The 23028-nt window shown below is 58.9% G+C and carries 18 protein-coding genes; 9 read left to right on the top strand and 9 right to left on the bottom strand.

Annotation, left to right across the window (positions count from 1 at the left end; all coding sequences use genetic code 11):
- Nucleotides 1-253: 253 nt before the first annotated feature.
- On the bottom strand, nt 254-1303 hold the full coding sequence (locus ACESUZ_RS08200) for a PDDEXK nuclease domain-containing protein (RefSeq protein WP_373199511.1): 1050 nt from the start codon (nt 1301-1303) through the stop codon (nt 254-256).
- 168 nt (nt 1304-1471) lie between these two features.
- On the opposite strand from ACESUZ_RS08200, the gene ACESUZ_RS08205 reads away from it, so the two are divergent.
- Nucleotides 1472-1741, top strand: coding sequence for a hypothetical protein (locus ACESUZ_RS08205; RefSeq protein ID WP_022095134.1), 270 nt, complete (start codon nt 1472-1474; stop codon nt 1739-1741).
- Between the two features lie 94 nt (nt 1742-1835).
- On the opposite strand, the gene ACESUZ_RS08210 is transcribed toward ACESUZ_RS08205, so the two are convergent.
- The 4 genes from ACESUZ_RS08210 to ACESUZ_RS08225 form a co-directional block, all read right to left on the bottom strand.
- Complete coding sequence (locus ACESUZ_RS08210; RefSeq protein ID WP_373199512.1) at nt 1836-2804, bottom strand: hypothetical protein; 969 nt, start codon at nt 2802-2804, stop codon at nt 1836-1838.
- A gap of 165 nt (nt 2805-2969) precedes the next feature.
- A complete protein-coding gene (locus ACESUZ_RS08215) occupies nt 2970-4331 on the bottom strand; it encodes a phosphatidylinositol-specific phospholipase C domain-containing protein (protein ID WP_373199514.1) in 1362 nt (453 codons plus the stop codon).
- Between the two features lie 304 nt (nt 4332-4635).
- Complete coding sequence (locus tag ACESUZ_RS08220; protein WP_196025218.1) at nt 4636-5229, bottom strand: hypothetical protein; 594 nt, start codon at nt 5227-5229, stop codon at nt 4636-4638.
- Between the two features lie 241 nt (nt 5230-5470).
- Entirely contained in the window at nt 5471-6070 is a 600-nt protein-coding gene (locus tag ACESUZ_RS08225) for a hypothetical protein (protein ID WP_373199516.1), read from the bottom strand.
- A 377-nt stretch (nt 6071-6447) separates the two neighbouring features.
- Between ACESUZ_RS08225 and ACESUZ_RS08230 the strand changes: the two genes are divergently transcribed.
- The 7 genes from ACESUZ_RS08230 (at nt 6448) to ACESUZ_RS08260 (ending at nt 17300) form a co-directional block, all read left to right on the top strand.
- Nucleotides 6448-7080: a cyclodeaminase/cyclohydrolase family protein gene (locus tag ACESUZ_RS08230; protein ID WP_373199518.1), complete on the top strand. Its 633-nt coding sequence runs from the start codon at nt 6448-6450 to the stop codon at nt 7078-7080.
- A 2-nt stretch (nt 7081-7082) separates the two neighbouring features.
- The gene (locus ACESUZ_RS08235) at nt 7083-7937 is read left to right on the top strand and encodes a bifunctional 5,10-methylenetetrahydrofolate dehydrogenase/5,10-methenyltetrahydrofolate cyclohydrolase (protein ID WP_373199520.1); all 855 of its coding nucleotides are present in this window, start codon (nt 7083-7085) and stop codon (nt 7935-7937) included.
- 355 nt (nt 7938-8292) lie between these two features.
- Entirely contained in the window at nt 8293-9816 is a 1524-nt protein-coding gene (locus ACESUZ_RS08240; RefSeq protein ID WP_373199522.1) for a C69 family dipeptidase, read from the top strand.
- Nucleotides 9817-9964: 148 nt separating this feature from the next.
- Nucleotides 9965-10381, top strand: coding sequence for a hypothetical protein (locus ACESUZ_RS08245; RefSeq protein ID WP_373199524.1), 417 nt, complete (start codon nt 9965-9967; stop codon nt 10379-10381).
- A gap of 8 nt (nt 10382-10389) precedes the next feature.
- Entirely contained in the window at nt 10390-12153 is a 1764-nt protein-coding gene (locus ACESUZ_RS08250) for an ABC1 kinase family protein (RefSeq protein ID WP_373199526.1), read from the top strand.
- Nucleotides 12154-12583: 430 nt separating this feature from the next.
- Nucleotides 12584-16408, top strand: a complete 3825-nt coding sequence (locus ACESUZ_RS08255; protein WP_373199528.1) for a DUF4430 domain-containing protein — start codon at nt 12584-12586, stop codon at nt 16406-16408.
- Nucleotides 16398-17300 (top strand): DUF4430 domain-containing protein, encoded by a 903-nt coding sequence (locus ACESUZ_RS08260; RefSeq protein WP_373199530.1) that lies wholly within the window; start codon nt 16398-16400, stop codon nt 17298-17300. The genes ACESUZ_RS08255 and ACESUZ_RS08260 overlap by 11 nt, the downstream gene beginning before the upstream one ends.
- A 159-nt stretch (nt 17301-17459) precedes the next feature.
- Here the strand turns inward: ACESUZ_RS08260 and ACESUZ_RS08265 are convergent, their stop codons facing one another.
- The 3 genes from ACESUZ_RS08265 to ACESUZ_RS08275 form a co-directional block, all read right to left on the bottom strand.
- Complete coding sequence (locus tag ACESUZ_RS08265; RefSeq protein WP_055250894.1) at nt 17460-17867, bottom strand: GtrA family protein; 408 nt, start codon at nt 17865-17867, stop codon at nt 17460-17462.
- A gap of 218 nt (nt 17868-18085) precedes the next feature.
- On the bottom strand, nt 18086-18481 hold the full coding sequence (locus tag ACESUZ_RS08270; protein ID WP_373199532.1) for a GtrA family protein: 396 nt from the start codon (nt 18479-18481) through the stop codon (nt 18086-18088).
- A 78-nt stretch (nt 18482-18559) separates the two neighbouring features.
- Nucleotides 18560-20476 (bottom strand): fructose-1,6-bisphosphatase, encoded by a 1917-nt coding sequence (locus tag ACESUZ_RS08275; RefSeq protein ID WP_373199534.1) that lies wholly within the window; start codon nt 20474-20476, stop codon nt 18560-18562.
- 319 nt (nt 20477-20795) lie between these two features.
- On the opposite strand from ACESUZ_RS08275, the gene ACESUZ_RS08280 reads away from it, so the two are divergent.
- Nucleotides 20796-21686 carry a DegV family protein gene (locus ACESUZ_RS08280; RefSeq protein WP_373199536.1) on the top strand — a complete coding sequence of 297 codons (891 nt, stop codon included), beginning with the start codon at nt 20796-20798 and terminating at the stop codon, nt 21684-21686.
- A gap of 80 nt (nt 21687-21766) precedes the next feature.
- Here the strand turns inward: ACESUZ_RS08280 and ACESUZ_RS08285 are convergent, their stop codons facing one another.
- Nucleotides 21767-22858: a beta/alpha barrel domain-containing protein gene (locus ACESUZ_RS08285; RefSeq protein ID WP_373199538.1), complete on the bottom strand. Its 1092-nt coding sequence runs from the start codon at nt 22856-22858 to the stop codon at nt 21767-21769.
- Nucleotides 22859-23028 lie beyond the last annotated feature (170 nt).

Below are 23028 nucleotides of genomic sequence, written 5' to 3' on the forward strand. Positions count from 1 at the left end.
TCACCATTGTCGGCCTAATCCGCGGTCTTTCATGCAGCAGGGGCTCTCAATGTTTTTATGTCCTGCTCATATCGTCTGTGGCAGCCAATGGGCCCACATCAGACGAAGGCCGCGTCTTTGCCTGTCAGGTCACGCTCGCCAGCCACGGCTAGAATGTCGTTGCCGGCGTCCATGACCGGTATTGTTTTGTAGCGTGCATCGCAACCGCGAGTGCGCCTGCGACGGCTGCGGTGGTTTCGGTCGCAACGTGCTGCTACCCTTGCGTTTCGCCATTGGTCGCTTCGTTGATGGCGCGGTACTCGGCACTCAGCTCGCGCGCCAGCTCTTCCTTGCTTGGAAGATATGGCAGGTATTTGGCGGCAAACACTTGGTCGTTGTCTTCGGGCAGCGTGTACTCGACGATCGAATCGCTTTTGTCCGCGCAGAGCACGATGCCTATGGGCGGATTGTCGCCTTCGTTCATGAGTTCGCGCGTGTAGTAGTTCACATACATTTGCATCTGGCCCAGGTCCTGATGCGTAAGGTCATCGGTCTTAAGGTCGATGAGCACGAAGCAGCGCATCAGATAGTTGTAAAAAACAAGGTCAATATAGAAATGGCGCCCATCAAAGGTGATGCGCTTTTGGCGCGCCTCGAAAGCGAAGCCACGGCCAAGCTCCAGCAGGAACTTCTGAAGATGCGTGATGAGCGCCTGCTCTAGATCGCTCTCATGAAACGTAGCATCGTCCGAGAAACCTAAAAACTCCAGTACATATGGGTCGCGGATGATATCCTCGGGGCGACGAGCCGGGGCGCTCTTTTGGATTTCCTGGGTGACGGCCTCTTTGTCCTTGCTGGCAAGTAGGCGCTCGCGGAACATGGTGTTGATCTGGCGCTCGAGCTGACGCGTGCTCCAACGAGAATCGGCGCATTCGTTCATGTACCAGGCGCGAGCATCAGGGTCGGGAATGCGCATCAACCTGCGGTAATGAGTCCAGCTCAATTCGCTACGCAGTGCGTCGCGAATTGGAAACGCAAGAAAGAACTGACGCATATTGCGAAGGTTTGCGATGCCAAAGCCTCTTCCGAAATCCGCGGTAAGCCTTCTGGAGAGGCCTGCAATCAATGCCTCCCCATATGCTGCGCGCTCCTCTCCGCCCTGCTCGTCAACAATGCTCTTGCCGATCTCCCAATACGCCTCAACCATCGCAAAGTTAACGGCGGTATAGGCCTTGTCGCGAGCGGCGTTGAGAATTGAGGAGACCTGCTTGTAAAAACCTTCGGGCACGATTGCCGATTCTCCACGGTTTACCAGTTCGCCCATCACTGTCGCCCCACTTTCCTCTTGTGGAATGCATCTTTATCGCATTTAGTTTAAAGCCTCGCGCGGACACGAATTGCTGTGCTGTCTGGCACCTTCGCATGGGAGCCTTGCGGTGACTAAAATGTGGCAATAGAGACAGTTTTCACGAACCCCACGGGAGTGACACGCATGGACAACAACACCTTGCTGTTTCAGGACAAGGGTTCGGGTAGGTTTAAAGACGTCAAGATCTACCCCAACCGTATCGAGGTGCTCAAGAAGGGCACTTTCGGCGGCAAGCACACCGAGATTGTTTATCTTAAGGACATCACGGGGGTCAACAGGATCAAGGGCCGCGACGTTTTTCTGCGCAATCGACTGTTAACCGCTTGCGTCTTTAGCCTGAGCAGCCGTGCGAAGGCCCAGGAGTTTGTTAACGCGCTGAACATGGTGATGTAGCCTATGGCGGCGTTCGGGCCAAAGTAAAAATCGGGGGCACAGAACGGTATCCTGCGCCCCCGATTGAGTCGATGTGTCTAAAAGGCGGGCTTGCCTATTCGTTAACGTCCTCGGTATTGTCGCGGTCATTTGCAAGCATCGCTGCGCCGGCGACCGTCGTCGCCACGGCGGCAGCGGCGAGCCCGGCGGCAATGCCGGAGCCATCGCCCGTGTCGGCGAGTTTTCCGCCCGAGCCCTTGCCCTGGTCGCTCTTGTTGTCCTTGCCATTCTTGTCGGCGCCGCCTGCATTGGAACCCGTGCCGGTGCCGGCGCCGCCTGCACTGCCCGAGGCCGCTACGGTAAAGCTTGCGGCTCCGTCGCTGGCGAGCGTGTAGTTCTGCGCCGCGTCGCCCAAGAGACCGTTCACGCGCACCCAGTACGTTCCTGCGGCAAATGTTTCGCCCTCGGCCATTGCCGTGCCCGGAGCGCCGTTCGCGTCGTGCACAAACTCGAGCTGGGCCGTGCAGGCATCGGTTTCGAGCTTGCCCTCGAGTGATGCCGCAATCTTGGCGCGCACGTCTTCGCCGGCCTTAAGGCCTTCGAGTCCCTCAAAATGGGGCGTCAGCGCGAGCGGATCGATATCGATGGGCACGAAGCCCTGCAGTCCTGTAGCGGTCTCGTTGTCCAGGGCGTCGACATCCACGTATTCGATGGCAAACGCGCTGCCAGAAGCGGCCACGTTGAGCGCGTTGCTGCTGTCGGCAAGGCGGAAATGACCCTCGCCAACGGTCTTGCCATCCTGGAATGAGGCATCGCTCAGCGAGTCGCCGTACGTCATGCGCATGCGGGTCGGGAGATAGTACGGGAGATAGTACGAAGCCGTCTGCTTGTGCTCCGTATCGTAATTGCGCTGGTAGATGCTCCGGGCCAGCGCCGCATCAACAAAGTCGGATGCGATGATGCCAATGTGCTTGAGGTAATCTGACTTTGTATCCTCGATGCCGCTGGGATTGATGTACGGGCTCTTATACAGATGCTCGTTGACTACTCGTGCCGAGGTAAAAGGATTGCCTCCGTGCGACAAGCCCGTGCAGCTGGTGTAGTTGATAGACCAGCAACGCTCCAGGACTTTCTCCTTGGCCCCGTTATCGTCCTCGACATCTACCTCGTTGCGCGTGCGCCCGGTCGTTTCCTTCAGCGCATTATCGACCCAGCTGAGCTTGTCGGTTCCCGTGAGTTTGTACTTGTCCTAGGCGTATACCTTGGTGCAATAGGGCTCTTCATTGCCCGTTTCCCCTATGGCTTCAAATCCCCGCGCGTCTTGGACGAGACACATCGACTGCCCGGAATGCGCCTTGATCTTGTCATCCCATTGGGTGAGGTCGAGGCCCCACGTGTGGCCGCTTACGCTGTTGCCGGCGAGCCCAAATCGACGCAGCAGGACGATCTTTCCGCGCACCTCGCCCAGCGTGGGGACGTGGCTCGACGTGTAGAACAGGTTGGGGTTATCGGCCATAACCTTGGCGAAGGCCGTCGTTATGCTTTCGTCGGTAGCCTCATCGTTGCCGCGCGATGCGAGCATGATGAGCGCTTCTGACGGGTTTTCGTTCAAAAACGTTTTGAAGTACCCGATGACATCGGAGAGATGCAGATAGTTCCCGTCTTTTTTGAGTAGGTAGAAAATCCCGTGGTCGATGCCGGGGTCATCGCCCTTTCCGAGCCGGATATCAAAATAGCGAATGCCTTCGAGCAACTGCGTGGGAATGTAATCCTGCTGGCATTTTACTTGCGAGGATTGGGGCTCAGTGTCGTTGTCCACGCTGCAGGTGCCCGAATCGTGCGTACCCGGGATGCTCAGCTCGTCGAGGAACTTGTTGTCGTCGACGTATTTCATCCAACATGGTCCGTCGACGTAGCTGCTGTACGTGATCCAGTCGAGGCTGCTAACCGTGGCATCGTTCTTTTTCATGTCGTAACCGATAAGTTCGAGCTCCCACGGAATGCTCTTACTCTTATGGCAGATCTTATTGTTGTCCTGGTCTTCGCCGTTCGATTCTATTGCCAGGTACTTAATGTCTTTTTTCTCGGTTTCTTTCTCGACCGTGCGGTCTCGGATGATATAGGTTCCGTTTGATTGACGCTCGAACGCAAAAGCGCGGCTGGGCTTGTTGTCATACTCGCCGCCCCATACGTGGATGACCTTTCCATCTTTGTCCGAGTCGTCGTCGACCGACCAAATGCTGTAGCCCGTCTTTTTATGCTCTTCGAAATTGAGCAAGGTGCGGATGGCGTACCAGTTTGTATCGTCCTTCTTGGTCGTTACGTTCTCAAGGATGAGCTTGCTGGACGTGCCGTCGTTAAACAGGTGGCAGACGTTGCCGCGAACGTTGCCGTCTTGGTTGACGCTCGCGGTGCGAAAATAGCCCGCGGGGCGAAGGCGAATGACGAAATTGTCGAGGCTGTCCGACGCTGTGGCAGCGTCGTCTGCAAATGCCGCGCGCACGGGAAGGCCCAATCCCGCGGTTTCGGGCAGGCTTACAAAAGGCGACAATGCTGCGAGTCCTAGGCCCAACGTGAATGCTCGACGGCTGATGGCGTGGTGTTCGGTCATAACTCCTCCGTTCGCAGGGTGCGGTTATGCGCTCGTTTTGGATACTATACTGCCCAGATGTTTAAAGGCGTCGGCTTAAATTGTCTGCATGGCGCTATTGATCGGCGGGCGGACGTGCTGAGGCGCTTGTCTATTGGTGCTACTGGCGCGCTTGGGATAGTTTTGGAGTCCGGCATCCTCGCGTTCGCCAGCTACCGGCATAAGAAAGGGAGGGCCGGTGAGCCGACCCTCCCTTGGTACGAAGCGCTGGGTTACTGTCGCTTGCTTCGCTGCGCTCGTGTTTCCCGTTGCGCTCGCCAGTCGCTTAGCGCTTAATCTCGATATCGTCGAGCTTAACATCCATAGCCTCGGTCTTGGCCTTGGCGATATCATCGGCAAATTCCAGGGACTTCATCATGGTCTCGACGGCGTCCTTGTGCTCTTCGACGTTGTCGATGCTCACGTAGACGCTGCCGCCGCCGGCTTCGGTGAAGTACTCAGTCGTCACGCCGCCCGAGTGTGTATAGGAAGCGTTGCGCCAAGTCTTGCCGTTGTACTTGACGGGGTCATTCTCGGTCCACTCAAAGCTGGCCTTCCACTTTGCCTCGTAGTCGAACAGCTCATCGGCGTTCTTGTCAGAGTCGAAGACGGGGATGAAGCGATCGCTGGCGTGCTCGCTCTCGGTGAACTTAAACTGGGTCCTATCGGCCGTGTCGCCGGCAACGTCGGTGATCTCGACGCCCTCGGGAACCTCGACCTTAAACCAAATGAAGTCGGTCCTCATATCCACGGCTGGCTTTTCTGCCCCGCCGCCACCGCCACTTCCGGTAGCGTCGCCGCTGCCACCGCAGCCCACCAGGGCAACTGCGGCAAAGAGACTGATGCAGAGGGTGAGAATCGCAAAGGCCTTCTTTTTCATGGTCGTGTCCTCCTCGATCTGTAACCGCCCATGGATTACCTGTCTTTACTGTACGCGTGGACGGCTCGCTAGGGTGGGCCATGTGTCCCATTCTGAGGGCCGGATTTGCGCCGTTAAGTGGCAATATGTTCGGGCGTAAAAGAGGGGAGGGCTGGTGCTGTCGGCCCTCCCCGGGTTGGGCGCCCGTTGTTTTAATGGGGCGCATGTGCGCGGGTGCGCGTAGGCGCGTGCGGGTGTCCCGTTACTTGATCTCGATGCTCGAAATCTCGACTTCGCGTGCCTCGGAAACTGCCTCTTCCATGTCATCGGCGAACTCGATGGAGTTGAGGAGTGTCTCGGCTTCTTTCTTGTGCTGGTCGAAGTTCGAGATGAGGACGTAGACGCTTCCCGGCTCAACATCGGTAAAAAGCATGGTTGAGATGCCGCTGTTGTCCTCGTATGTTCCGACGAGCCACGTCCTGCCGTTATACTCGACGGACCCGCCATCCTTCCACTGGAACGTATCCCCCTTCTTTTCCGCCTGGTCGGCGTGGGATTCCTCGGCCGTCAGCGCTTTTTTCCAAACGGGGATAAAGCGATCGGCCGAGGCGTTCTCGTCTTCGGGGAAGGTGAGCTGGACTCTGTCGGCATTCTTGCCGGCAGAGTCGCTTACGCCGACGCCCTCGGGCATCTCGACCTTAAACCAGATGTAGTCGGTCTTCTTGGCGACGGGGGCCTTTTCCTTGCTCTCGCTCTTGGGGGCGCTGCCGCCCCCCGATGCGCTCCCGCCGCAGCCCACAAGGGCGAGCGCGGCAAAGAGGGCGATGCAAAGGGAAAGGATTGATAGGGTCTTTTTCATCATGGTGGCGTCCTCCTTGTCTGCTGATGACATCACGGCGCCGCATGCTGTTGGGGTACTGATTGCGCTGGCGGCGGATGTCTCTGTGTACTGTGCGACTTATGCCTCCGTTCATCGCTTGTGGTCGTTGCGCGGCCGTTCCCCAACGGGTTCCTTACTTATAGATATGCCCCAGCTTGTGCTGCTCGGGAGTCTCGAAAGGTGGGCCATGTGTCCCATGTTTGCGGTGCCGACGCCTATCGTTCGTCATAGAAATCCGCGATGGCCAGGTGCGCTGACGCTTATGTACTTATGGGCTAGACTTAGCACCATTATGTGATCGATGCGGTCGGTCGGCGGTTTCCACCCGACCGATGTATATGACTTGAAGGTGCATGCGTATGAGCCAAGAGATGATGGACAAGACCTGCCGCGGGTTTGCCGAGGCGCTTGCCGCGCGCGAGCCGGTTCCCGGCGGTGGCAGCGCGAGCGCCTTTGTGGGTGCGCTGGGCGCCTCGCTTTGTGGGATGGTCGCTCGCTATGGGGCGACCAATCCCGCGCTTTCCGATCGCGCAGACGATCTGACGCGCGCATTTGCCCAAGCGGATGATTTGGCGCAGGAACTTGTGGGTCTGGTCGCCGAGGACGTTCGCGCGTACGGCCAGGTGTCCGCGGCGTATGGTATTCCGCGCGAGGACCCGGCTCGACCTGCGGCGATTCAGGACGCGTTGCACGTGGCCGCCATGCCACCGTACCGCATTATGGACGCCTGCGGCCGCGCACTGGCGCTGCTCGAGGACATGGCGGACAAGGGCTCGCGCCAGCTGCTGTCCGACGTGGCGTGCGGTGCCGTGTTCTGCCGCGCCGCCATGCAGGGAGCGAGCCTGACGCTCTTTGCCAACACTACGTCTATGAAAGACCGGGCGCGCGCCGAGGAGCTTGAGGCGGCGTGCGATGAGCTGCTGGATACGTGGCTGCCGCGCGCCGATGCGCTGGCGCGCCGCGCCGCCGACGCCGCCAGGAAGAGGGGATAGCCATGGCAGAGCTGCTCAAAGGGGCTCCCGTTGCCCGCGCTTTGACCGAGGAGCTCGCTGCTCGCTGCGCCGCTCTGCGCGAGTGCGGCGTTGTGCCGACGCTGGTCATCGTTCGCGTGGGCGAGCGCGAGGACGATCTATCCTACGAGCGCGGCGCCCTCAAGCGCTGCGAGAAGGTTGGCATCGAGGCTCGCCGCGTTTTACTTCCTGTCGATGTTTCGCAGGACGAGCTGCTGGCGGTTATTGGGGACATCAATACTGACCCCGCTGTTCATGGCTGCCTGATGTTTCGTCCGTTGCCTGCTGGGCTTGACGAGGATGCGGTTGCCGCGTCGCTTGATCCCGCCAAGGATGTTGACTCCATGACGCCGGCCTCGCTGCTTACCACGCTTTCTGGGCGAGGCGAGGGCTTTGCTCCTTGCACGGCCGAGGCCGTGTTGGCGTTGCTGGACCATTATGGCGTTGAGCTGGATGGGGCCAAGGTCGCGGTTGTCGGTCGGTCGCTGGTGATTGGCCGTCCCGTTGCCGCCATGCTTACGGCTCGCAATGCCACGGTGACGACGTGCCATACGCATACGCGTGACCTGGCTGCCGAGTGCCGTGCGGCTGATGTTGTGGTTGCGGCCGTTGGACGCGCGCGCACGATTGGCGCGGATGCGGTTCGCGAGGGCCAGACGATCATCGATGTTGGCATTAATTGGGACGAAGCCGCTGGCAAGCTGGTCGGGGACGTCGATTTTGATGCTGCGGAGCCGGTTGTTGGCGCAATTACTCCGGTGCCGGGCGGCGTGGGGGCTGTAACGACGGCTATCCTTGCCAAACACGTGATTGAGGCGTCGGAGCGTGCATCGAAATAGGCGTTTTGGGCTGTTTGAGGGGTTAGCCATATACCACGTGGTCAAAAAGCGCCAAATATGAGTACTGTTGCCAAGATAGTCACATATGTTTTACGTCTTTTGGGCTTCCAAACGATATTCATTCTCGTTAGGAAGCCCATTTTATTGAACCTATGGGGAATAACGCTGTCTCACTTTTGGACAAATAGGGATCTTCGGCACTCATTACAAGGAAATTTGCTGCTACTAAATTGGTGACAGTACTCATATTTGGCATTTTTTGACCACAGGGGTTCCGAGGTGCCGTGGTTTCGCCCTTTTTTCGCTGAAGCGATACACTGTACCCGTTTGATTTCTTCGCTCAAGGAGGATGCGCATGCCGTGCACAACGATTTTGGTTGGTAAGAACGCGAGCTACGACGGGTCGACGCTGGTCGCCCGCAACGAGGATTCGTCCAACGGGGTGTTTGAGCCCAAGCGCATGCGCGTGGTGCATCCCGACGAGCAGCCGCGTGTCTACACGAGTGTCCTGAGCCACCTGACCGTTGAGCTGCCCGACAATCCCATGCGCTACACGAGCGTCCCCGACGTTGTCCCAGGCCATGGCATTTGGGCCGAGGCCGGCTTCAACGAGCTCAATGTTGGCATGTCCGCAACCGAGACGCTTACCACCAACGAGCGCGTCCGCGGCGCCGATCCACTCGTGGACTACGTGCCCGCCAAGGGCAACGAGGGCGACGAAGGCTATGTTCCGGCGCAGCCCGGCGGTCTGGGCGAGGAGGACATGGTGACCCTGGTCCTACCGTACGCCAAGTCCGCCCGCGACGGCGTGCGTATCCTGGGCGACCTGCTCGAGCGCTACGGCACCTACGAGAACAACGGCATCGCCTTTAGTGACGTTGACGAGATCTGGTGGCTCGAGACCATCGGCGGCCACCACTGGATCGCCAAGCGCGTGCCCGACGACGCCTATGTGACCATGCCCAACCAGCTGGGTATCGATAGCTTTGACCTGGACGACGCCGAGGGCGCCCAGGTCGACCACATGTGCTCCGCCGACCTGCGCTCCTGGATGGCCGAGTGGCATCTGGACCTGACGCTGGGCGTCGAGGGCGACGGTCCCGCCGCGGTCTTTAACCCGCGTGAGGCCTTTGGCTCGCACAGCGACAGCGATCACGTCTACAACACGCCGCGCGCCTGGTACATGCAGCGCTGCCTCAATCCCAGCGATGTGTGGGACGGTCCCGAGGCCGACTACACGCCCGAGAGCGACGACATCCCCTGGAGCCGCGTGCCCGAGCGCAAGGTGACCATCGAGGACATCAAGTACGTGCTTTCGAGCCACTACCAGGGTACGGAGTACGACTGCTACGGCAGCAAGGGCACGCCCGCCACGCGCGGCGCCTATCGCCCCATCGGCATCAACCGCAACAGCCAGCTCGCCGTGTTGCAGCTGCGTCCCTATGCGCAGCCGGCGTATCGCGCCGTGCAGTGGATGGCGTTTGGCTCCAACTCGTTTAACGCACTCGTGCCGCTGTACGCCAATGTCGAGACCATGCCCGAGTACTATGCCGACACCCAGGCTCGCGTGACGTCCGAGAATTTCTACTGGGCCAACCGCCTGATCGGCGCGCTGGCTGACGTCCGCTTCCATGAGTGCGGTCGCGCGGTCGAGGATTATCAGGAGAAAGTCGGCGGCATGGGCCACAAACAGATTCACGACGTTGACGCTGCCGTAGCCGCGCTGCCCGAGGCCGAGGTGCCTGCCGAGCTCGCCCGCGCCAACGAGGCCTTTGCCGAGCTCGTGCGCGTGGAGACCGATGCCCTGTTGGGCAAGGTGCTCTACACCACGAGCTGTGCCATGAAGAACTCCTTCGCGATGAACGACAACGTAAGGTAAAGCCAACCTTGCAACGAGCGAGCGGGGCAAACGCCGTCAAAGGCTTTGCCCCGCTCGATTTCTATCTTGGCGGTAAAACGATTTTGTGTCGTTCACCCAATCTTGGGTACAAGAAGGCCAATGCAGTTGTTCACGATTGGAGCCAACCATGGTTATGAAATTCGATCAGCTTGTTAACGGTGCCATCAACGTGGGCTTCGGCGCCGCTGCCGTTGCCGTCGAGGGCGGCAAGAAGGTCCTCGACGACCTCAATACCAAGGGCGAGCAGGTGCGCAAGGACGCAGGCGCCCCCGATATCGCCCGCAGTGTGTCCGACATGTTCGAGCAGGCGGGTGGCACCATCTCCGACCTGACCGAGCGTTTGGGTATGCAGGGCGAGACCGCGGCCCAGCGCGTGCTCGACGAGCTCATCCTGGCTCGCGTCCGCGTTATGACTGCCCCCGAGCGTACGGCCTTCCTGGCCCATGTGCGCGACATCGTTGATTCGGTCGAGGACAACGTGACCTCGGTGCCCGTCGAGTCCGTTGAGCCCGACGATGCGAAGGATACCGAAGAGGCCGAGTAGCAGCGCAGATGGCAGATTCCACCACCGATTACAACAATCTAGATCCCTTGGGTGACGAGGCGGCGGTTGTCGATGAGGCCGACGCCGTCGTCTCGGGCGCTCGCAAGAAGCCGCGCGCTGTCGATATGGTGCCCGAGGAGCCCGACGCGATGGCGCCGGACGAGGAATACCAGCTCACGCCGGCGGGTCGCCGCGAGCGCATCGGGCAGATTGTTCGCCTGGTCAAAAAGTACCGCGTGTGGGATAACCTCACGCCGGTTCGTTTGCGCCGCCTGCTCGAGGAACTCGGCCCCATGTTCGTCAAGATGGGGCAGATTCTGGCCAACCGGTCCGAGATTCTGCCGCAACGCTTTTGCGACGAGCTGCGTCGTCTGCGCTCCGACGTGGAGCCGGTGCCGTACGAGGTCGTACTCAGTTGTCTGGAAGAAGAATACGGCCTGCGCCTGGGAGAGATGTTCGATGCGATCGACCCCAATCCGCTTGGTAGCGCATCGCTCGCGCAGGTGCACCGCGCTCGTCTGGTGACGGGCGAGGACGTGGCCGTCAAGGTGCAGCGCCCCGGTGCGCAGCAGGTTATGGCACAGGACATCGATATCATCCGCTCGGTGGTGCGTATCGTTTCCAAGTTCGTCAACACCGATCAATTTGTTGACCTGCACGGCGTAGTCGAGGAGTTGTGGACCTCGTTTCGCGAGGAGACCAACTTTTTGGCCGAGGCCAAAAACCTCAACGACTTCTACGAGTTCCATAAGAGCGTTCATGGCGTGACGTGTCCTAAATCCTATCTGGACCTGTGCACCGAGCACGTGGTGGTTATGGACTACGTCGACGGCATTTCGATCGCCGATCCTGAACGCTTGGTGGCCGAGGGCTATGACTTGGAAAAGATCGGTGCCGCAATCGTCGAGGATTACTCGACGCAGGTGCTCGATGACGGCTTTTTCCATGCCGACCCGCATGCGGGAAACATCATCCTCAAGGACGGCATCGTCTACTTTATCGACCTGGGCATGGTCGGGCGCATGTCGAGTCACGACCGCGGTATCGTCAAGGACATGATTTTCGCCGTGGCCGAGGGCGACGTGCCCAAGCTCAAGGACTCGCTCATGCGCTTTGCCGTGACGCGCGGCGACTCCGCCGAGCTCGACCATTCGGCCTTTTTGTCCGACTTGGACTTTATCGTCGCCGACTTTGCGGGTCTTGAACTTAAGGACCTGGATATCGGCGAGTTTTTGACCTCGCTGCTAAACCTGGCGCGCAAGAACGACGTTGAGCTGCCGAGCGTGGTGACGATGTTCGCCCGCGGCATGGTGACGCTCGAGGGTCTGCTGACCGAGTACATGCCCAACGTCAACATGATCCAGATCATCCAAGCGCACATCAAAAACGAGAAGAGCACCTATGCGCGCGTCCGCGAAATGGGGCGCGACTTTGCGGCGAGCAGCTATCGCGCGGCAAAAGGCTCGCTCGAGGCGGCCGAGTATCTGGGCTTGGCGTCGCGCATGCTCACGCGCGGCCAGCTTAAGGTGAACACGCAGATCATGAGCAGCGATAAGGCGCTGCGACAGCTAGGTGGGATTATCGACCGCATGTCGATGGCAATTGTGATCGCCGGTCTGTTTATCGGTTCGTCGGTGGTGTACTACGCGCGCATCGAGCCGGTTGTGTTTGGTATCCCGGTCATTGGCTTTATGGGCTACGTGAGCGCGCTGGTGCTGGCGCTTATGCTGGGCCGCAATATCTGGCTCAACAGTCACGGCGGCAAGCACTAGAGGCTGCGGCCGTCACCGCATTTTCCTATCGCAAACAATAGCTTTTACCTTGGGCTTCGCCTGCGTGCGAGGCCCTTTTGCGTGATACCATTTTGACGGTAATAATCGATGGCCTAGATGGTGGTGCGGAGACGCACGAATGCGCGGTTATCCTGCGCATTTGGGAGAATCGGGGTGCAAGTCCCCAGCTGTACCAGTAACCGTAATTCCTCTTGGCTCGGGATGTTCGCGTCGCAGATCGGACGGCGCGCCTGAGCCGTTAAGATTAAGTCGGATCGCCTCCCATCTTGCATGCGGCTGCGGCGTATGCCGTCGGTGTGCATAGGGCTCTGGAGGGAAGGGGACCCCGATGGGGGAACTCGAGCGCAACATGCGCGATGACGTGGGGCAGCCTCAAGGCAACGCTCCGAGTACAGACAATGGGGGACAAATGGATATGTTTGAGGACGAGCGCGAGCGCGCCTCGTTGCATCGCCGTGGCGCGATTGCACGCGGTGTAGCCAAGCGCTGCCTGGTGGCATTCCTGGCCTTCGCGATGGCCTTTGGCACCACGCCGGCTCAGCTGTGGGCCGAGGGCGCCGAGGGCATTGCCGAGGCTGTGGCTCAGGCTACGACGCCGGACGAGGGTGCAGCGCCTGCGGACGTTGCTGCCGACCAGGGCAACGTTGAGGTTTCAGATTCTGGGAGCGCGCCTGCAGCTAGTACCGCCACAACAGGGGCGGCAGCTGGCGACGAAGGCTCGGCGACGGGGGAGAGCCCTGCCACGAGCGAGCGGTCTTCGACGGCATCCGCTGGCCAAGCAGGATCTGCCGCCGCGACTGCCGTCCAGACAGAGAGCCCGACAGAAACCGGCGATGTCGCCAAGAAGCAAGTCGAGGTCTCGTTCTCGATTATCGGCACCGATGCCGACGGCAAGGCTCAGACCTGGGTGGCACCTACGCAGCTCAAGCTCGACGAGGGCGCGACGGCTGCGGATGCCTTCATTAAGCTGCAGGAGAAGACGGGCTTCAAGGCGGACTACGATCCGAACACGGCATACGGTTTCTACCTCGAAAGCATCACATCCCCGAGCGATGGCCGCACGCTTGCCTACGATCCGACGACTTATGCCTTCTGGCAGCTGTTCGTCGACGGCGCGTCTTCCTCGGTTGGCGCGAGCAGCGTCAAGCTCACCCAGGGGCAGAAGATTGAGTTTGCCTATACGGCTGGTAGCTCGTCCCCTGTCGTTAAGGACCAGGTTGCCGCAAATGTGACCGTCATTGGTCGCGATGCCCAGGGCAAGACTCAGACTTGGGTCGATAACGCGCAGTATGTGGTGACGTCCGGCTCGAGCGCACTTGACCTTACGAAGGTCGCGCTCGAGGCGAATGGCATCGACGCCTTTGCTGCGGGCTCCTTCATTCTGAGCCTTAAGTACAACGGCGTTGAGCTGGGTACGCCCCAAGATTATTCGACCTATTGGCAGCTGTTTATCAACGGCAAGTCGAGTGACTATACGGCGGACAATGTCACCATCCATGCTGGCGATACCGTCACGTGGTTCTACGGTGGCTGGGGAGACCAGTTGCCGTCCGATTCTGTCCATGCTTCCGTTCAGGTGCTTGGCAAGGACAAGGACGGCAAGCAGCAGGTTTGGGCTTCGACGGGCCAGACGAGTCTCAAGGCGGGCTCTACTGCTAAGGACCTGTTGGAGCAGACTGGTCTTAAACTCAAAGCTACAGAAGAGTCTTGGGGTTGGTACCTTAGGGGCATTACCTCGCCGCTTGACGGTAAGACCTATTGTGGCTCTGATGCTGCGACCAATAGCTATTGGCGCTTCTACGTAAAGGGCAAGTCCGACGCAAAGTACAAGTTCGCCGACGTTGGCGCTGGTGCCTACGAGCTCCATGAGGGTGACGCCGTCACCTTTATGTATGCTGGCGACAGCGATGCCCTCCCTGGTCAGGTGCTTGGATCCGCCGATATCATCGGCCCCGATGTCAACGGCAACAATACTCGCTGGGGCTCGGCAAGCAATGTTTCCCTGCCCGAAGGCTCTACGGCTCAGGACCTTATTGAGACGGTTCTGAAGGCGAAGGGCATTGATTACAAGGCCTCCCAGAGTGGTGCATACTGGTCCATTACTTCGCCGTTCGAAGACAAGTCTTACGGCTATGATGGTGCGACCGGTAAATACTGGCATCTGTATATCAACGGAGAGTCCTCATCTCTCTGTGCCAACCAGGTCACGCTCAAGAGCGGCGACAAGGTTACATTTGCCTACACCACCGAAAAATCGCCCATGCCCGATCCCGACAAGATTGTCGTGGATCCGAGCGCGACGACTCCTGATTGGGATGCCGAGTGGGCCGGCTACGGCAACAGTGGCAACGGTTCGACCGTAACGGATGCCAAGACGCCTGCGCAGGCCGCCGGTCTTAAGTGGGCCTTCGATTGGAAGGCCGAGTCTGGTCAGCAGTATGCCAACTGCAGCGAGCCTGTCATTGCTAACGGCTTTGTGTACATCGCGACCGAGAACGAGCTCATTAAGATCGATTCGTCCACGGGCAAAAAGGTTGCCTCTGCGCCGCTTGCCTCCAAGGTGAGCTATACCTCTCGTCCGATCTATACCAATGGCCTTATCATCGTTCCGCTCAACGGCGGTGCGGTCCAGGCGATTACTGCAGACAAGCTGATCTGCAAGTGGCTGACGCCTGGTTTGACGGACTTGACGCAGAGCTCCTGCACCGTCGTTTCGGACGGCGAGTACGTCTATGTAGGCACGGCTGATGGGAAGAAATACGTCAACGGTTCCTTTACGCGCATCAAGATCACCACAGGCGAAGTCTCTTGGCAGAACATCGACGCAGCTGAGGGCTATTATTGGACTGGCGCTGCCCTGACGGATAAGTACGCCATCGTCCCCACGAGCGCAGGTACGCTTAAGTGCATTGATAAGGCAACGGGCGATGTCGTTTCGACCATGAAGCTCGGCACCCTTGCGAACGCTGACTGCGTCGCCGATCCGTCCAATGGCTCGACCTTCTATCAGATGACGCACGACGGAAAGCTCCATGTGATTTCGCTTTCGGCGAAGGGCGTGCTGAGCGAGCAGAAGACGGTCGACCTGGGTCTTACGAATAACATGAGCGCCCCGGCGATGTCTGGCGACAACTTGATTGTCGGTGGGCAGACGGCTACTGGATCTGCTCTGGTTCTCTATAATCTGAAGACTGGTAAGACCACGATGGTCACCGCTGCTGACGGTAAAGAGCTACCGGCCGGATTTAACGGTATTGCTGCTACTCCGCTGGTGAGTGTTCAGGGCGGCAAGACCTATGTGTACTTTACCGTTAACAGCGCGGATAGCAAGGATTACGTCAACTACTCTGCTGGTGGTGGCGTGTATCGCTATACACTCGGCGATGCAGAGGCGACGCAGATTTATGATGCGGCTGGCCATTACCAGTACTGTGACTCTCCGGTCATTGCCGATGCATCTGGCAACCTGTACTACATCAATGACTCGGGCACGCTGTTCAAGCTTGGGGCCGTTGAGTCTTGGACGGTTGTCTTTAATTCCAACGGCGGGTCTGCTTGCAATACTAAGTTTGTTGCTACGGCCGATGGCAAGCTGGTTAAGCCGGCCGATCCGACGCGCGATGGCTACACTTTCGGCGGTTGGTTCACCGATGAGGCTTGCGTGCAGGCGTATGATTTCAGCACGCCGGTGACGGCCGACCTGACGTTGTATGCCAAGTGGACCAAGAATGCCGTTAACCCTGGCGGCAATGGCGGTTCAGGCTCCAATGGCGGTAATGGCGGCGCAGGTTCGAATGGCGGCGGCGGTTCTGGTACCGGTACTGGTTCCGGCACTGGCGCTGGCACTGGCACGGGTTCCGGCTCCGGCTCGAAGGGCGGCGCTGTCGCCCCGGGTCATAAGCCAACGACCAAGACGACGGTGTCGACCAAGACCGAGACCAAGGACAACAAGTCCGACAAGAAGGACTCCGATAAGTCCGATAAGAAGGACGAGAAGAAGTCTGACAAGAAGTCTGACAAGAAGGACAGCAAGTCCGACAAGAAGTCCGATTCCAAGTCCGATACGGGTGCTGCTTCCACGACCGCCGCTAAGAAGTCCTCTAGTGCTGCCGAGCAGGAGACTGGCACCAATCCGCTCGCCATCGTTGGCATCGCCGCCGGCGTGATTGGCCTCGCGCTCATCGCCGTCTTCGTGCTGACCAAGCGCGGCAAGGGTGACGGTAATGCCCGATAAGCCCAAGGAGACCAGCGGGCAACAGCCCGACTCCTCGTTTATCCAGCTCGATGATCCAAAGCAAAAGGGCGCCGCTTCGGCGGCGCCCGCCCCACGGCACAAAGCGCTCCTTGGCGTTCTGACTGCCGCGTGCACCATTCTGATCGTCGTCTCGCTGGGCTTTGTCCATCCCTCCGAGAGCGGCGCCTGGTCCGTTGATTGGATTTTTCAGTCCGTGACGGGGGAGAGCGTCGTTTCCAAGGATGACAATGGGTCTGGCTCGTCTACCGCTTCGGGCGAGGCCAGTTCCAAGGATTCCAAGTCATCGAATGACGCAAAAGATGAGTCCAAGGGTTCGAACGACGGCAAGGACGATTCCGAGTCTTCGGACAAGGAATCGGACAAAAACTCGGATAGCAAGAAGTCCGAGGACCAGGACGGCAAGAAGTCTGGCGATAAATCCGCTGCCCAGAATACGGGAGCCGGCGATACTTCCAAGGTGTCTGGTGGTGCTTCTTCGGGCGGTGGCCAGTCGTCTAATGGAGCCTCATCCTCTAATGGTGGAAACGCCTCCTCGGGCGGCCAGAGCGGCTCGCAGGAGTCCAACTACGTTACGGTGACGGTTTCGGTCACATCGAGCTCTGTGGGCAATCCTGTGTCCTCTGGTGGCACCTTTACCTTTAACGAAGGCGCTACCGTCTACGATGCCCTTTGCGCGCTGGGCCTTTCTGTCAACGCACATGGCTTATCGTACGGCACGTATGTCTCCGCGATTGGCGGTTTGGCCGAGAAACAGTACGGCGGCACGAGCGGCTGGATGTACTCCGTCAACGGCACAACGCCCATGACGGCCTGCAGCAACTACGTTCTCTCAAACGGCGACAACGTAGTCTGGTATTACGTTACAGGCTAGAGACCTCGACATAGCGCGCCAGACGGGCGGTTCGGACAAACATCCGGGCCGCCCGTTTTTCATGCGAATTGGACGGGGTCGCCTGGGATCTCGGCAAACAAAAAACCGATTGGAACGGGAATTCCAACCGGTTATACATTCAAGCAAATAGTGAATCGACTACGACCGTGCGCCCTCGAGGAAGAAGCGACGGCTAAAGTAGTTGTACCAGGTGACGAGGAACGTTGCGATGGCCTTCATAGCCTGGTAGCCGATGCTCAAAAACGTGACGCCCACAAACATGTACAGGTCGTTGAGGCCCAGACCGATTACCGACAGGATGGTGAAGATCGTGAACTCGCGCTTGCGGCTCATGCCCTCGCGATGGTCGAACACGTACTTCATGCTGAGCCAGTAGTTAACCACGACGGACGTGGTAAACGAGACCGTCGTGCTCATCAAAAAGTCGAGGTGGAACAGCTCGACGAGCGCAATAAGCATGCCCCAGTCGATGCCAAAGGAGATAAGACCCACGACAGCGAACTTGAGGAACTGCTTGGTATGAGGTTGTGCCAGTGCCTTGCGCACGTAATCACATCCAATGCGTTGATGAATCGAGCAGAGGATACTTTAGAGCTTTTGCAAGGGAAAAGTAAGGTCTTTGCCAAGAACTATATGAACTCGCCAAATTTTCAAGAGCTAATCCGCAAACGTTGAAAATTTGCTCGTAAACGAACGATGCCCACGGGCGATACTGTGCTGAGCGCGCATTGTCCGTGGGCATCGTAAGGCTGTAAGGTTGCGAGTTACTTGGTCTCGTCGCCCTCCAGGAAGATCTTTCGGGTCACAAAGTTGTAGACCATGACAAGCGCGGTGGCGCAGATCTTGGCGATATTGGCCTCGAGCCCCAGACCGGCGTTGAGCGTCAGCACGATACCGTCGTTGAGCACCAAACCGATCACGGACAGCACGACAAAGATGATGAACTCGCGGCGGCGGCTCATGCCTTCCTTGTGCGCAAACACGTACTTCATGCTGGCGACGTAATTAAAGATGAGCGAGACGATAAAGCCGCTGGTGTTGGCGATTAGGATGTTGAGGCCCAGACCGTAGTGGAGCAGATTCATAATGCCAAAGTCGATAACCGTGGCAATGACACCGACGACGCCAAATTTCATGATCTGCGCAAGGAGCTTTTGCATGGTACCTGCCTTAAGCTGGCGCCGAAGCGCCGCGGGTATGACAAACTCAGCAAGTTTAGCCAATCCCCGCGGGTGGTGCTAGGCACGCTCCTCGATAGCACCGTTTCTATATGCATCGAGCAGCTGACGCAGGTCCTGGATTTGGCTGCGGATCTTGGCGCCAGTATCGGTGTCGCTTACCATGCGGCGACGGTCTGCTTGGTCAAAACGGTTGGTCTCGCTCTCGATGTCCACGTTGCGCGTGAGTGCCTCGGCAACCGTCGTAAAGGCCCGGTGCGACTTGAGGCGGCAGCCGCGCGAGCTCGAGATGAGCGTATAGCCGGCGATACCCGTCTTGGGATGGTAAGCGCGGCAGAAGCCGCCATCGATGACCAGCAGCTTGCCCTCAGCGCGGATGGGCTGCTCGCCCTTGGTGGTCTTGACGGGCGTATGGCCATTGATGATGTGACCGGTCGGCGAACATGCCATGGGGGCAACGCCGAACTCGCGCATGATGTCGGCGCAGACCGAGGGCGACTTGGTTAGCGTAAAGTACGGGTCCATCGGCTCGACCCAGGTGCTCTTATCGGCGATATAGGCGCGCTCAAAGGTGCGCACCAGGCGACCGCTCGCGGGTGAGTTAAAGCCGATCCACAGGTACCACATCCAGTCGAGGGCGTCGCGGTCGCCCACGCGCCAGGCGCGGCGGGCGATACGGTCGCAAAAATCGAGATAATCGCGGCCTGCGTGCCAGGTGCCCAGACAGTTCATGCTGCTAAAGGTACCATCCTCGTTGAGCGGCACGCAGCCATGGAACAGCAGGTTGCCGTTGGTGACCTTGTACATCGAGCCGTGGGTGTAGAGGAAATCGATATGGCGATGCAGGTGATCGGCGGTGACAAACTCGGACACGAGCTTGTCGATGATATGTTGCTCCTGGGGCGTGAGCGTGTAGGGGTCCGTCGGGTCGACGGTGGGGAAGTCGTTGGTCGTGAGCGGCCACACGCTGCCGTCGGCAAGCGTGACCGTGCCGGCGTCGTAGTCGATCTTGTCGAGCAGCAGGCGGTCGGTCATGTCGAACTCGGGGTGGCGCTGGATAATCTGGCCCTCGAGTTTAAAGAGCAGCACGTTGATGGCCTTGATCAGCGGGGTGATGGACTCACCGGCGGTGTAGGTGGCATCGGCAAAGGCGACGAGCTCGCGCAGCGAGATGCCGTAGTCGTTCTCGAGGATCTCGTAATTGTCGTAGCGCAGGTTGTTGCGCAGCACCGTGGCTATGCAGGCGGGCTCACCGGCCGCAGCGCCCATCCACAGTAGGTCGTGGTTGCCCCACTGAATGTCGAGCGAATGATAGGTGAGCAGGCGGTCCATAATCTTGGCAGCGCCGCCGCCACGGTCGAATATATCGCCCACCAGGTGCAGGTGGTCGACGGCCAGGCGCTTGATGAGCGAGGCGAGCGACTCGATAAAGTCGTCGGCGCTTGCGGTCTCTAGGATGGACTCCACGATGCGCTCGTGATAACGCACGCGGTAGTTGTTCTCATCCGGATGCGTGTGCAGCAACTCGTCGATGATGTAGGCGTAATCGCGAGGGATGGCCTTGCGCACCTTGGAGCGGGTATAGCGGCTCGAAAGCGAGCGGGCGACCACAATGAGCTGGTCGAGCATGGTCTTATACCAGGTGGGCGAGTCCTCGCGCCGGCTGCGGACCAGGTCGATCTTCTCGCGCGGATAGTAGATGAGCGTGCACAGCTCGCCCTTTTCGTCAAAGGAGAGCGTGTCGCCAAAGATCTCGTCGACATGCTCGCGCACAACGCCCGAGCAGTTGTTGAGGATGTGCATAAAGGCTTCGTACTCGCCGTGCACATCGCTCATAAAATGCTCGGTGCCCTTGGGCAGGTTGAGAATGGCCGAGAGATTGATGATCTCGGTGAACGCGGATTGCTCGGTAGGAAATTGTCTCGACAGCAGACGCAGATACTTAAAGTCTTGCGGGTTGCGATCGAATGCGACCATGAAACACCTTCCGATATGGTTGGTAAAACTGATAAACAGCGTCAAACGTTTATCAGTATGCGCTGGCTTTGTTTCGATTTTGCGCCGGCGGCTGAATTGTCGGCTGAACGGTTTGGTAAATCGATTTAGTTGAGGTTGATGTGTCGGTTGGGTGGAGACGAAGGGGGTGATTTCTCAGATATTCATGCGTGGGGTCGGTGGAGACGATGGTGGTAAAGATATTCAATGCAAATGGTTCGAATTGGTAAATAGTGGACGTTTGTATCGTATTTAGGCTTGCTGTGCGATAATTTGCGCAGTAGTACTTAAGGAGCCTCATATGAGTGATTTTGTCCTGACCTGTGAATCCGCCGCCGACCGAACCCGTGAGTTCTTTGCGTCGCGCAATATCCCTGTCGTGTGTTTTCATTACGAGATCGACGATGTTGTCTATACGGACGATCTGTATCAGTCGATTACGCCGGACGAGTTTTTTGCCCAGATTGCCGCGGGCGCCATGCCCAAGACGTCTCAGGTGAGCGTGGGTGAGTACGAGGAGTTTTGGGAGCCGTTTGTTGCCGAGGGTAAAGACGTGCTGCACCTGGCGTTGTCGTCGGGTATTTCGGGCACGTATGGATCGGCCTGCGTTGCGGCACAGATGCTCGCGGATCGCTATCCTCAGGGCGGCAAGGTGCGCGTCATCGATTCGCTGGCGGCGTCTTCGGGCTTTGGCCTATTGCTGGAATATGCCGCCGACGTGCGCGATAGCGGCGCTTCGCTCGACGAGACGGCCGCTTGGATTGAGGAGCATAAACTCAACCTTCACCACTGGTTCTTCTCGACCGATCTGTCGAGCTACCTGCGCGGCGGTCGCATTTCGGCTGCGAGCGCGATCATCGGCACGGCGCTTAAGATTTGCCCACTTATGACGGTCGATTGCGAAGGTGGGCTGTCGCCACGTGAGAAGATTCGCACCAAGAAGCGCGCGATTTCCGAGATGGCTAAGACCATGATGAAACACGTGCAGGACGGTGCGGATTATTCGGGCGAGTGCATCATGTCGCACTCGGCGTGCCGCGGGGATGCCGAGGCCGTTGCGGCGCTGATTGAGGAACAAGTTCCGCAGCTCAAAGGCAAGATTGAGATCAACAATATCGGTGCTCTGATTGGTTCGCACACCGGACCTGGTACGGTGGCGCTCTTCTTTATGGGTGACAAACGCGTGGATTAACTTGACCCATCACGTCGCGCACGATTGCTCAAACGAAAACGGCCCGCCTCACGTTTGTGGGGCGGGCCTTGCTCTTACGGTTAGCGTTTCTTTCCGCGGAAGAAGAAGCCGTGTAGCGAGGGCTTGAGTCCACGGTTGGCGCGACGCTCCTCGATATGATCGTGGATCGAAGCGACGCGTTCGATAACCTCGTCGGGAATCGGCACGTCGGGATTCATGTTCTCGACCTGGCTGACCTCGGCGGCGGCGACCTGGTCGATAATGGGCACATCGTCGCGCGAGATGACGGGCGTGGCGTCTTCTTTCATCTTGCGGTAGCGCTGCATCATGTCGGTCTGTAGCTGCTGGGCCGAAGGCGGCGTCCAAATGATGGCGTTGGCGCCGGCGGCGATGGTCTCGCGGATGCTCTCGGGTGTTTTGCCGCCCGGTGCGATGAGCGGCAGGTTGGGATAGTGCTCGCGCAGCTCGCGCAGAACCTGCGGCGTGTTCTTGCCGGCGGCGATGTTGAGGATCTTGGCTCCGGCGCGCACTTTGGCATGCGCATCATCGTCGCAGCGTACGACCGTGGCGATGACGGGGATGTCAGCGATGTTGGTGATGTGCTCGACCATCTCGGCAGTGGCGGGGGAGTTGACCACGCAGCCCGCCGCGCCCTGCATCTCGGAGACGGCTGCCATCTGTACGGAGCGCTTGCCGGTCGTAGTTCCGCCGCCCACGCCTACAAAGACCGGGCACTCGGCAACGGTCAGCAGCGCCTGCGTAATGGCCGGCTGCGGCGTGAAGGGGTAAACGGCAAAGACGGCATCGGCGTTGGAGTTGCGGATGACCGCGACGTCGGTGGTGTAGATAAGTGATTTGATGCGACGACCGAAGAGCGTAAAGCCGCTGGCCTCCTCGATCTCGTCGGGCATGCGGAGGGCCGCCTTGCGCAGGCGTCCGTCGATGGGCAGCGGCTCCATGGGGAGCAGTCCGTTGGGGGTCACGGCTACCTGGGGCTCGGTGAACTCGTCTGCGAGCTCGACCTCGGAAAAATCGACCGAGGCGACGATGTCCTCGTGAACCTCGGCGGGAACATCGATGGGGGTCTGGTCGTTAGTCGCGGCAGGCGCGTCGAAGGAGCTGGTGCCGACAAAGGCGTCGACGCGCTCGTTCAAATCGTTGAGAGTATCCATGGGGGCTCGATTCTATGCGATGGTGGCCGGCGGGGTGCCGACAGCGTTGTGCTTGCTAAATCGTTTGACGAGTTGATTTTTCCCCGCCGCGCCATCCGTTAGACCGAAGGACCGGCGAACGTGAAGGAGCTGTGGTGGCGGGTATTGAGGTGCTATCTTGAATGTCCCGT

The sequence above is a fragment of the Collinsella aerofaciens ATCC 25986 genome (assembly GCF_964239575.1).
GTDB lineage: Bacteria > Actinomycetota > Coriobacteriia > Coriobacteriales > Coriobacteriaceae > Collinsella > Collinsella aerofaciens_BQ.

Excerpts from the sequence above, each read along its gene's own strand:
- ACESUZ_RS08235 (WP_373199520.1), top strand. The coding sequence starts at position 7,083 with ATGGCAGAGCTGCTCAAAGGGGCTCCCGTTGCCCGCGCTTTGACCGAG.
- ACESUZ_RS08225 (WP_373199516.1), bottom strand. The coding sequence starts at position 6,070 with ATGATGAAAAAGACCCTATCAATCCTTTCCCTTTGCATCGCCCTCTTT.
- ACESUZ_RS08215 (WP_373199514.1), bottom strand. The coding sequence starts at position 4,331 with ATGACCGAACACCACGCCATCAGCCGTCGAGCATTCACGTTGGGCCTA.
- ACESUZ_RS08230 (WP_373199518.1), top strand. The coding sequence starts at position 6,448 with ATGAGCCAAGAGATGATGGACAAGACCTGCCGCGGGTTTGCCGAGGCG.
- ACESUZ_RS08250 (WP_373199526.1), top strand. The coding sequence starts at position 10,390 with ATGGCAGATTCCACCACCGATTACAACAATCTAGATCCCTTGGGTGAC.
- ACESUZ_RS08220 (WP_196025218.1), bottom strand. The coding sequence starts at position 5,229 with ATGAAAAAGAAGGCCTTTGCGATTCTCACCCTCTGCATCAGTCTCTTT.
- ACESUZ_RS08205 (WP_022095134.1), top strand. The coding sequence starts at position 1,472 with ATGGACAACAACACCTTGCTGTTTCAGGACAAGGGTTCGGGTAGGTTT.
- ACESUZ_RS08200 (WP_373199511.1), bottom strand. The coding sequence starts at position 1,303 with ATGGGCGAACTGGTAAACCGTGGAGAATCGGCAATCGTGCCCGAAGGT.
- ACESUZ_RS08240 (WP_373199522.1), top strand. The coding sequence starts at position 8,293 with ATGCCGTGCACAACGATTTTGGTTGGTAAGAACGCGAGCTACGACGGG.
- ACESUZ_RS08275 (WP_373199534.1), bottom strand. The coding sequence starts at position 20,476 with ATGGTCGCATTCGATCGCAACCCGCAAGACTTTAAGTATCTGCGTCTG.
- ACESUZ_RS08280 (WP_373199536.1), top strand. The coding sequence starts at position 20,796 with ATGAGTGATTTTGTCCTGACCTGTGAATCCGCCGCCGACCGAACCCGT.
- ACESUZ_RS08270 (WP_373199532.1), bottom strand. The coding sequence starts at position 18,481 with ATGCAAAAGCTCCTTGCGCAGATCATGAAATTTGGCGTCGTCGGTGTC.
- ACESUZ_RS08255 (WP_373199528.1), top strand. The coding sequence starts at position 12,584 with ATGGATATGTTTGAGGACGAGCGCGAGCGCGCCTCGTTGCATCGCCGT.
- ACESUZ_RS08245 (WP_373199524.1), top strand. The coding sequence starts at position 9,965 with ATGGTTATGAAATTCGATCAGCTTGTTAACGGTGCCATCAACGTGGGC.
- ACESUZ_RS08260 (WP_373199530.1), top strand. The coding sequence starts at position 16,398 with ATGCCCGATAAGCCCAAGGAGACCAGCGGGCAACAGCCCGACTCCTCG.
- ACESUZ_RS08285 (WP_373199538.1), bottom strand. The coding sequence starts at position 22,858 with ATGGATACTCTCAACGATTTGAACGAGCGCGTCGACGCCTTTGTCGGC.